Raw genomic sequence first — 9,533 nt, 5'->3', positions numbered from 1 at the left:
CGGGTGGGCCGAACATCACGATCACGAACAACCGCTTGACCGCTGGGCCGGCGTACAACTTCACCGCGGCAGTCTCACTGTTGAATCAGGGCAGTGCCTTCACGAATACTCTCGTGCAGGGCAACCTGTTTGACGGTGGTGGCTACTGCGTGTACGCGGGTGGCGAGCCGAAGGGCAACGCGGCACGCCCCTCGTCGAACGTCCGATTCCTGGATAACACCTTCGGAAACGCACTGTATGCGAAGTGCGGTTCGTACGGGCCGGTGACAGCGTTCGACTCCTCGGGTGCTGGCAACCAGTGGGTGAACAACCGCTGGTTGGACGGAACGATCGTTCCTCCGGCGCTCTAAAGTCACCAAGGCGCGCTTGAGCGCGCGGTGAGGGCCTCCGTAGCCGATGCGCGTCAGCAGACGCGGATCGGTTCACGGGGGCCCTTGTGCCGCCCGTCACCTACCATTCCACGAGGGTCAGCTCGCTGTAGAGATAGTCGACTGCCTCTGGTCGTACGTTCGTGCTGCGGAGCATCTTCGCCCGGGGCGCGGAAAGATCGAAAGCGAACGCGGGGGTGAACCCCAGCACACGCCGCTCGGCCAACGTCGCCACGGCGCCATGACGCAACAGCAGGTGGGAGCCGATGTGCGGCCACGCCGACCGGAGCAGGTCCAGACTTCCTCCGACATACAACGGTGATGCGAAGAGTGGAAGTCGTTTGCGGCGGTCCTTGCGAATGATGAGATAGCAATACTCACCGTCTTCAATCGCGACGATATGGCGAGCTGCAGAGGCGTCCCGGTGGTCGTCGTGCACGCGAGCGTCCTGCCCGGACAGGATGCCCTCCACCACGGCCGGATCATCCGAAATCGTGAGCCCTCGTCGTGGGAGGTATGGCACGTTCAGCGCCAATCGGGTTGCGGTGTCCAGCGCGGCGAAGCCGAGTCTTTGATTCAGCGCCACGACGTTTCCGCTCGGCGAGAAGTCGGTGAACTCGAACCCCTTTTGGGCGAGTATGGCACGCATCAGGCGAACGCTGTGGCCCCGATATTCCTCGAGCACGCAGAACGCAGCAAGATTACAGAACCTGCGAGTTTCGCCGTCGACGTCGCGCTGGGAGTACACCGCGATGTACGCGCCGACGATCGTCTCGTTGGCAACAAGCTGGAACCCGCGATTGGGCGGAGCGCCACTCCACGGGGGCGTCAGCAGCGCCCCCCACGCCACGGCACTTACCCGGGCATTCAGGTGCCTGTGGAGAAACCGGGAGACCGCATCGGTGTCCTCGGCCATGATCGGTCGAACGTCTATTTTCGTACGGTCCATGAGCCGAATAGTACGGCACGCGGCACCCCCGCACCGGTACTATTCTCAACGAAGGCGCTCGTTGTTTGGCCTTGTGATGTCCCGCCGAAAGGAATCCCATGCCGAGCATCGTGATCGCCGCCCATAACGAAGAGAACGTGATCGGGCACAGCCTTGACTCCCTGCTTGCCCAGGAGACGCGCGACGCCATCGAGGTCGTCGTCAGCGCCAACGGCTGCACCGACCGGACGGCCGCCTTGGCAACACGCCCCGGCGTCATTGTGATCGATCGCCCGGAGCCGGGCAAGGCCGCAGCCCTCAACGCGGGCGACCTGGCCGCCACCGGCTTTCCCCGTATCTACCTCGACGCCGACATCCTCCTGCCTCCGGGTGGGCTCGCTGAGTTGGTCAGATACCTTGCGGAGACCCCGCACGTGCTCGCGGTGGTTCCTCGTCGCCGCATGGACACCACCGGCCGGCCCTGGACCGTTCGCGCGTACTTCTCGATCAACGAAAAATTGCCTGCATTTCGGACGGGACTGTTCGGACGTGGGCTCATTGCCCTGTCGGCACAAGGCCGGGCACGCTTCGACTCTTTTCCGGCCATGATCGCGGACGACCTCTTCCTCGATTCTCAGTTCACCGCTGACGAGAAGAGGGAGGCACGCCTCGTCGAGGTCGTGGTGGCAGCCCCGTTCACGACGCGTGACCTGGTGCGTCGACTGGTCCGAGTGAGACGGGGCAATGCCGATATGAGGGCTGCCGCCTCGCGGGGAGCGATCGACGTTCCGGTCCGAGCGGCAGACCGCTGGGCCTGGCTGCACGACGTCGTGCTGCCCCACCCTCGACTGTTGCCGGCGGCGGTTCCGTACGTGCTGATCACGCTGATCGCGGGTATTCTGGCGCGCCGCACGGTGAAGCCGGGCGAAGGCTGGGGTCGGGATGACAGCACTCGGCAAACCCAGCCGTCACGTGCGAACGGAGCAGCGGAATGATCACCAACCTCTGCTTCCACGGCATCGGTAACATCGTTCGCGAGCGGGAAACGGGTGAGTCCCGCTACTGGGTGACAGAGGACCTTTTCCTTCGCATCCTGGACGAGGTGCACGACAACCCGCTGGTGAGGTTGAGTTTTGACGATGGCAACCATTCAGACGTCGCGATTGCATTTCCGGCCCTGCGCGAGCGCGAGTTACGCGCCTCGTTCTTTGCGCTCGCCGGCCGCTTAGACGATCCGGCGAGTCTGTCCTCGTCCGATCTCACAGAGCTCCGGAGTGCCGGAATGGCGATCGGCAGCCATGGCTGGACGCATGTGCCCTGGCGCGGACTCAGTGACGACGAGGCACGTACGGAGCTCGTGGATGCGCGCACGGCCCTCGCCGAGGCCAGCGGCGGCGAGATCGACGATGCTGCCCTCCCACTCGGTCGGTACGATCGTCAACTGCTCGGGCGGCTGGGGCGGGTCGGCTACCGAACGGTGTACACGAGCGATAGGCTCCCCGCGCGTTCGTCCTCGTGGATTCAGGCACGCTACAGCGTGACCGCGAATGACACGCTGGAATCGATCCGTTCGGTGATCACCCACCGGCCAGGCGTGCGCGACGTGCGAAATCTGCTGGCAAGCAGGGTCAAACGGATCCGCTGAGGTCGCTACGACGGCAGGAGTGCGGCGCTCGCACTGAGCTGAGGAGGGCGGCGCGAGGGCCGCAGTAGCGCGCGAACCGTCGTCCAGGACATGCGCTGTCCGAGGATCGCGCGTCTCAGCTCGACCACGATCGTCAAGCTGAAGTAGAGCCATGCCCGCAGGGTGCCGGTGCGGCGGCGATAAATACGTATCCGGTTGAGCATCTGCATCGTGTGCGTGGCAGCGCTTTCGCCTGACCCTCCGCCGATATGCATCGCGCCGGCGCGGGGTGTGTACACGGTGCTCCAGCCCGCGTCGCGAGCCCTGAGACTAAAATCCGTCTCCTCCGAGTACAGGAAGAAAGACTCGTCGAGGCCCGCCAGGGCGTCAAAACAGTGGCGGTCGACAAGGAGGACCGCGCCCACAGCCCAGTCGACCTCGTGCTCATTCTGATACTCGCTCCGAATCTCGATCCGCTCGGTGAAGACCGGCAGCCCCGTAAAGCTCAAACCGCCGACTCGTCCGAGCGTCGGTCCCCGCCTCAGCGTTGGGGACAGGCTGCCGTCTTCCTCGCGCACGCGCGGTGCGATGATGCCCGCACCGGGCCGTCGTCGCAGAACCTCGAGCATCCGCGGCACCGAGTCGGGGTCGAGCGTGGCGTCGGGGTTGAGAATGAGGATCGTGGCCGCTTCGGGGGAGTCGAGGACGGCTCGATTGATTCCGGCCGCGTATCCATCGTTCGAGGCCCGTATGACAGTGCAATCGGGCCGACGGGCCAGGAGTTCTGGCGTTCCGTCGGTGGAGTCATTGTCGACGACCACAACGGAATAGGTGAGGCCGGCGAACGCCGCAGGCAGACTGTCGAGGAGGTCGCCCACGTGGCGTGTGCTGTTGTACGTGACGACAACGGCCGCAACATCAACGTGCTGGGGCTCTGTCGTTCGCGGCGTCTCGTTCGGGCTTTCCCCGGTGCTCGAGGTGCTCGAGGCAATTGTCACTGGATGACCCCTCTGTATCGGCTCGTATGGAGCGCTTCGGAAACTCGTGTCGCGTCGACGACGGCCGGTAGGCTTCCGCACAACCCGGCCAGGAGGAACAGCATGCCGCCCGCTATCGGGAAGGAGAGCCCGTCAAAGAAGGCGAAAAGAACGGCGACGGTGAACAGCGATGCCGCCAGAGCGTGACCCAGCAGCCGGATGTCGGCGTTGCCGGAACGCCGCGCTTGGTGGGCGCTCCAGATGCCCGCCAGGAAGAGTGCGAGGAAGCTCAGGAGCCCCAGGATGCCCAACTCGATGGCGATCAGCACCCATTGATTGTCGAAAATATAGTACCTGGGCAGGAACAGGCCGAAACCGGATCCGATCACCGGGGACGGTGACATGAACTGGGGCACCAGCTCCAGTCCTCTCGTTCGAGACAGCGTGCTGGGATCCGATACGACGCCTGAGAACAGCCGGATGGTCGCCGAGAGCAATCCTGGGGACGCCGCGAAGATCGCCACGGCGACAATGGTGCCGACGCCGATGGCGGCGGCGCGAAACCGAGCGGGGACCGCGGGAATCATCGAAATTCCGGCCACGGCAAAGCCGATGATGGCCGAACGAGAAACGGCGACCAGTGCCGAGGCAGAGATGAGCGCGACGGGCAGCCAATACCAGAGGCCCCCACGGGAGAGATTCGAACGGAAGCCGCGCGACAGCGCCGCGGCGATGGCGAGCGGAAGGGAAGCAATGATCGCGGTCGCGTACTCGAGGGGATGGATTGCCGTTCCCGACGACCGGATGACTCCCGCACGCTCCTGAATGCCCCCCTCCATGCTCAGCCCTGGAATCGTTCCGAAGAAGTCGACGATTCCCTGCCCCGTCAGGAATTGGAGGAGGCCGAGTGCCGCGAGGAATCCTGCGCCGACGACAATCCGGCGCGCCATGCTGGAGAGATCCGTCACCGTGCGGATGCCGTCAAGCGCGACAAGGAGCACGCCCGCCCAGGACAGCAGCCGGATCAGCGCTGTGAAAGCGGGGCTGACCTGGTCTTCCGGCTGACCGCGCAGCATGGCAACGGCGAAACTCACGAGGACGAGCACGAGGAATGCGACAAACGTGAATCGTACCGGCTGAAAACTCAGCCTCGAATCGGAGGCGAGCATCTGCAGACGAGCGATGACCCACCAGCAGAGGAGGACGAGACCCCAGATCAAGGACGGGCGCCCGAGCGCGCCGAGCGCGGTGATCACCACCCCAGAGGGGATTGCCAGAAGCAGCACCAGATACACGGTCAGCATCGTCACGGCATCGCCTCGGCGTCGAGCGCTCAGGCCGCTGGCCGTGGATACGATTCGTGACGACGAGTGCACTGGAGGCATGATGCTCACCGTGGATGGCTCAGAGTGGATGCCGCCACATCCTGTTCGGTGTCCTCGTGTGACTGGTCGCGCGTGGTGAACGGCCCGGACGATCCCGCGGACGGACCGGACGGTACGGGCGCTCGCGTCGGCGTAGGGGTCAACAGCTTTGAGGAGGGGCTGGTCACATTGGCGGCGTCCGGGGTGGCTGTTGGGTGTCCGTCGTCGTTCGCCGCGTTGTCCCCGTCCCGCTTTCGATTCCGGCTGAATCCTTCGACGAGGCCCGCCAGCAGTAGAGTCAGCGCGAGTCCGACGAAACCGACGGTGCCCACAGCGATGAATCGGTTACGTTCCTGGAGCACGCTGCGGTTGTCGATGGTGACGGGCAAAACGGTCATGCGATTCTGTGCCGCGATGCCCTCTTTCGACTGTATGTCGTCGAGCACCATTGCGGTCCGCTCGACGAGCAGCCCCTGCACTTTCTGGGCGGCGGCATCTGTCGGCGCGGTAACGACGATGAGGATGACCGGCCCCGCGGTCGTCGTGTCGCGAGAGACCTCGACCTTGACTCCGGGGTTGTCCGCAACCACTTCATCGAGCAGATTCGCCGAGCCCACCGCACGCACGATGACATCGGCCGCGGGCACCAGGCCCCCCAGGAACAGGTAAGGGTTTGCCCCGACCGGCATGCTCTCTGCCCCGGGGATAAGGAGCTGTGTTGAAGAGCGCTCGTATCCCGGGGGAATCAGGTTCCAGGCACCGATGGCCAGTGAGGCCGCGATGAGCAACCCCGGTACGACGATATACCAGCGGCGCCAGAGGCCGCGTAGGGTGTCGGTGAAATACATGATGGCGTTCCTTTCGAACTGCGAGGGTACTAATTCAGGGACGTACTGCGCACGGCAGTTCGCCGACGCAAGCGCAATCGGTCACACGCGATCGAGCCCCAGGCGCCAACTATCAGCGCGGCGGCGACCATCGCGGCACCCGCGGCCAGCTGACTGGTTCGCGATGACGAGACATAGACGATCTGCATGGTGGTTGGTGCCACCGTTGCCGTGATCCGGTCTTTCGGCGGAATTCCCAAAGCAGCCTGTTCGGCGTTGGAGATCCTTAGGACCCGATCCACCAGCTCTTTCTGCCTTGTCTCGACCCAGTCGACGGTGCGCCCCGCGATCTGAATCTCCACATCCGATTTGCTGAAGGTCGACGCCCATTGACTGCCAGAGTCTGCCAGATCGACGACTGAGCCCTCCCGCACCCCTGTGCCGTAGAAGGGGGCATCGCTCGTCGAAAATCGGGCGGGAGGCTGCCCGTTGTTCGTCTCGCGCACGACGGCCCCGGCAAACGTGATGACGCTGGAGTCCCTGGTCCCGTTGTAGGGCGACAAGGTTGTCGTGGTGGGGAGCATAAACGAGACCACAGTGTTCGTGCTGTAAATCCCCCCATCACGCGCAAGCATGAAGGTGATCAGAACCGCGCAGGCCAGCAACGCGATCGGAATATACCAGTGACGGACCATGGCGGAGAGGATCTCACGAATACTCATCAGCGGCGGCCGTGTGCACCACGATGGCACGGCACAACACCGAGCAGAACGGTGCACGCCCGAGCGCGGGCAGAGGTCGGGGGGTGTTGTTGAGTGGAGGTGATGAACGCCTGTCGCCGGCAGAGCAGGCCGCGCGAGTGTGAGGACACAATTATTCCTGAGGTTCGGTTTACAGTTTCGATGTGGCACATGCTCTGAGTCGCGCCGGAAGCCCGGGTCGAATGAGACGGCAGGCGTACCCCGGCGCAGGATTTGACTGTAGCGTGCGACGGATCCGTGAGGAGGCCCCGTCCGGGGGGTGCTGACGGACCGCCGAACGGGACGCCGTCATGGGCAGGGTGCGCCGATGGACAGGTGTGTGGCCCGCCGATCCCCGATGCGCCTGCGTTCGCGACATCGCGCCGAGGATACCGCTCGCGACGGGTACTCCGCTCACACGGTGGGTACGCGGAATTCCGGGCATCTCCCTAGGCCCGCGTGGTTGCAGCGATGGATTCGACCGTCGCGGGAAGCGGGTGTCGGCGGCCTCTGTTGAGGAGGAACTCCCCGTACGCGTTGGCGTCGTCAAGATCGATGCGCCTGTCGTCGTCGGGAACGCCGACATTAGCGAATGGCCACGCGGCGGCGCGCACCGCGTTCTGTTCGCGACCGAGAACGGTGTCAAATACCCGCACATAGGCCTGCGCCTGGTGCTGCCAATCCAACTGACTGGCCACCCGTGCCCGGGCCGCGCGACCGAGGTCGGCGCGCGCCGCCGGGTCGTCGAGAAGCCTCTCCACGGCATCCGCGAACGCCTCAATGTTTCCGGAAGGAACGTAAATCGCGCTCGCGTCGCCCGACACCCGTGTCTCCGCGAGGTCGAACGACACCGAGGGCAGCGCGTAGGCCATGTACTCCATCGTTTTATTCATCGTGGAGAGATCGTTCAGGGGCGTCTTCTCGTCGGGTCCGAGGCCGATGTCACCCGCGCTGAGGTAGTTGGCGATGGTTTCAGGCCCGACCCGCCCCGTGAAATGCACGTACGGATCGAGGCCCAGTGAGGTGCATTGTGCCTGGAGCGCCTCAAGGCAGTCGCCGAACCCCATCAACACGGCTCGGACATCCTTTCGTTCCCGCTCGTGCACGAGCAGGCTCATCACGTCGAGCACCTTGTCCACGTTGTCCTGCGGCCCCATGATGCCGAGGTAGACGAGGAGTGATTCCTGCATCAGTCCGACTTCAGCGAACGGTTGGATCGGCCGCATGACACGCGTGTCCGGCCCGCTGCGCACCACGGTCACCTGACTGTGCTTGAGCTTTCCACGACGGATGGCGATGGCGCGGTAGGAATCGTTGGTGGAGATGACGTGGTCGGCGACCCGAAAGGTCATGCGCTCCAACCACAGCAGTGTCTTGTACTGGAAGCGCGCGGCGACGCCCCGCGGCTGTCCGAACCGCGACAGGAACAGCTCGGGGTTGAGGTCGTGGTGGTCAAAGATGAAGCGCACACCGAAGCGCCTCCAGAGGAGGCCCAAGAGCCAGTACGTGTCGGGTGGATTACAGGCCTGGATCACGTCGAAGCCGCGCTCACGGCGGACGACGAGGGACAGAGCAGCGGTCCGGATCCAGCACAAAGCGAATTCAATCGCGAAGCCGAGGGCCCCCGTGGCTTCCGGCGCCGGCCGGTACTTGTAGATCGCGATGCCGTCGATGATCTCCCTCGCTGGGTCTCCTGGACCTTTCGGGCAGATGACCGAGACCGAGTATCCCTGAGACTGCAGGGCCTGGCATTCGAGCCATACCCGGCGATCCAATGGAACGGGAAGGTTCTGCACGATGATGAGGACGCGGGTTCCGGGGATGCCGGGTGTTTTCAGGCGGGTCTGGCGGGTCATGAGAGTGTCAAAATCCCTTCAGTCTCGGTGTAATGTTCACCGGTGGACGGGCAGATGAATTGGCCATTGTCGGCGGCCTCCAGAGCGACGCCACTACGGCCTACCCAGCCGATGCGCCTGGCCGGTACTCCGGCCACGAGAGCGAATTCCGCAACATCCTTTGTGACCACGGAGCCGGCCGCCACCATCGACCAGCGGCCGATCGTGACGGGAGCTATACAGACCGCGCGCGCGCCGATCGAGGCGCCGGTGCGCACGATGACGCCGACCATGGGCCAATCGTCGGCGGTCTTGCGGGTACCGTCAACATTGATGGCACGGGGAAAGACATCGTTGGTGAACACCACAGCCGGGCCTACGAAGACCCCGTCTTCGAGCACGGCCGGTTCGTAGACGAGCGCATAGTTCTGAACCTTGCAATTGCGGCCCAGGACGACTCCCGGGCCGATGTACGCGCCCCGCCCCACGATGCAGCCCGGGCCGACCCGCGCATGTTCCCTGACCTGTGCGAGGTGCCAGATCTGGCTGTTCGCGCCGATGATGGCGCGCTCGTCGATGTCGGCGGTCTCCGCTATTCGCGCGGGAGCGTCGGCCGTGGGCGCGGATACGGGGGTGGTGCTCATCAGTACGCTCCTACGGGGTGAATAACCACTTGAATGGTGCGCCAGATGATCATGAGATCGCCGGCCAGGGACCAATTCTCGACGTAATAGAGGTCGAGGCGAACGCTTTCTTCCCAGCTGAGATTCGATCGGCCGCTGACCTGCCACATACCGGTGAGACCCGGTTTGATGTACAGCCGGCGATGCACGTGTGTTTCATACTGCTGCACCTCTCGTGGCAAGGATG

Annotated in this window: 11 protein-coding genes; 3 read left to right on the top strand and 8 right to left on the bottom strand. The window is 64.2% G+C overall.

Translation table 11 applies throughout. From position 1 onward, the window contains the following. The coding region (locus JF66_RS23465; RefSeq protein WP_035874688.1) for a hypothetical protein at nucleotides 1–350 on the top strand (350 nt) is incomplete at its 5' end. A 100-nt stretch (nucleotides 351–450) separates the two neighbouring features. Here the strand turns inward: JF66_RS23465 and JF66_RS02495 are convergent. Next, nucleotides 451–1,317, bottom strand: a complete 867-nt coding sequence (locus JF66_RS02495; RefSeq protein ID WP_197059299.1) for a hypothetical protein — start codon at nucleotides 1,315–1,317, stop codon at nucleotides 451–453. 98 nt (nucleotides 1,318–1,415) lie between these two features. Between JF66_RS02495 and JF66_RS02490 the strand changes: the two genes are divergently transcribed. Both JF66_RS02490 and JF66_RS02485 read left to right on the top strand, forming a co-directional pair. After that, complete coding sequence (locus JF66_RS02490) at nucleotides 1,416–2,291, top strand: glycosyltransferase family 2 protein (protein ID WP_035874685.1); 876 nt, start codon at nucleotides 1,416–1,418, stop codon at nucleotides 2,289–2,291. Beyond that, nucleotides 2,288–2,941: a polysaccharide deacetylase family protein gene (locus tag JF66_RS02485; protein WP_035874682.1), complete on the top strand. Its 654-nt coding sequence runs from the start codon at nucleotides 2,288–2,290 to the stop codon at nucleotides 2,939–2,941. Before JF66_RS02490 ends, JF66_RS02485 begins: the two co-directional genes overlap by 4 nt. Before the next feature lie 5 nt (nucleotides 2,942–2,946). On the opposite strand, the gene JF66_RS02480 is transcribed toward JF66_RS02485, so the two are convergent. The 7 genes from JF66_RS02480 to JF66_RS02450 all read right to left on the bottom strand — a co-directional run. After that, a complete protein-coding gene (locus JF66_RS02480) occupies nucleotides 2,947–3,918 on the bottom strand; it encodes a glycosyltransferase family 2 protein (protein ID WP_051973035.1) in 972 nt (323 codons plus the stop codon). Further along, a complete protein-coding gene (locus JF66_RS02475) occupies nucleotides 3,915–5,207 on the bottom strand; it encodes an O-antigen ligase domain-containing protein (RefSeq protein ID WP_156109624.1) in 1,293 nt (430 codons plus the stop codon). The genes JF66_RS02480 and JF66_RS02475 overlap by 4 nt, the downstream gene beginning before the upstream one ends. A gap of 80 nt (nucleotides 5,208–5,287) precedes the next feature. Further along, the gene (locus tag JF66_RS02470) at nucleotides 5,288–6,109 is read right to left on the bottom strand and encodes a hypothetical protein (protein ID WP_035874680.1); all 822 of its coding nucleotides are present in this window, start codon (nucleotides 6,107–6,109) and stop codon (nucleotides 5,288–5,290) included. Between the two features lie 29 nt (nucleotides 6,110–6,138). Beyond that, on the bottom strand, nucleotides 6,139–6,810 hold the full coding sequence (locus tag JF66_RS02465) for a hypothetical protein (protein WP_035874677.1): 672 nt from the start codon (nucleotides 6,808–6,810) through the stop codon (nucleotides 6,139–6,141). A 467-nt stretch (nucleotides 6,811–7,277) separates the two neighbouring features. Then, nucleotides 7,278–8,684, bottom strand: a complete 1,407-nt coding sequence (locus tag JF66_RS02460; protein ID WP_081882093.1) for a glycosyltransferase family 4 protein — start codon at nucleotides 8,682–8,684, stop codon at nucleotides 7,278–7,280. After that, nucleotides 8,681–9,307, bottom strand: a complete 627-nt coding sequence (locus JF66_RS02455; protein WP_051973033.1) for an acyltransferase — start codon at nucleotides 9,305–9,307, stop codon at nucleotides 8,681–8,683. Before JF66_RS02455 ends, JF66_RS02460 begins: the two co-directional genes overlap by 4 nt. Beyond that, the coding region (locus tag JF66_RS02450; RefSeq protein ID WP_035874674.1) for a sugar transferase at nucleotides 9,307–9,533 on the bottom strand (227 nt) is incomplete at its 5' end. The genes JF66_RS02455 and JF66_RS02450, both read right to left, overlap by 1 nt.

The organism is Cryobacterium sp. MLB-32, from assembly GCF_000738085.1.
Lineage (GTDB): Bacteria > Actinomycetota > Actinomycetes > Actinomycetales > Microbacteriaceae > Cryobacterium.
This window is presented reverse-complemented; position numbering and strand designations above follow the sequence as displayed.

What these genes read in the sequence shown, in the direction of transcription:
- JF66_RS02495 (WP_197059299.1), bottom strand. Translation starts at nt 1,317, where the DNA reads ATGGACCGTACGAAAATAGACGTTCGACCGATCATGGCCGAGGACACC.
- JF66_RS02490 (WP_035874685.1), top strand. Translation starts at nt 1,416, where the DNA reads ATGCCGAGCATCGTGATCGCCGCCCATAACGAAGAGAACGTGATCGGG.
- JF66_RS02485 (WP_035874682.1), top strand. Translation starts at nt 2,288, where the DNA reads ATGATCACCAACCTCTGCTTCCACGGCATCGGTAACATCGTTCGCGAG.
- JF66_RS02470 (WP_035874680.1), bottom strand. Translation starts at nt 6,109, where the DNA reads ATGTATTTCACCGACACCCTACGCGGCCTCTGGCGCCGCTGGTATATC.
- JF66_RS02465 (WP_035874677.1), bottom strand. Translation starts at nt 6,810, where the DNA reads ATGAGTATTCGTGAGATCCTCTCCGCCATGGTCCGTCACTGGTATATT.
- JF66_RS02460 (WP_081882093.1), bottom strand. Translation starts at nt 8,684, where the DNA reads ATGACCCGCCAGACCCGCCTGAAAACACCCGGCATCCCCGGAACCCGC.
- JF66_RS02455 (WP_051973033.1), bottom strand. Translation starts at nt 9,307, where the DNA reads ATGAGCACCACCCCCGTATCCGCGCCCACGGCCGACGCTCCCGCGCGA.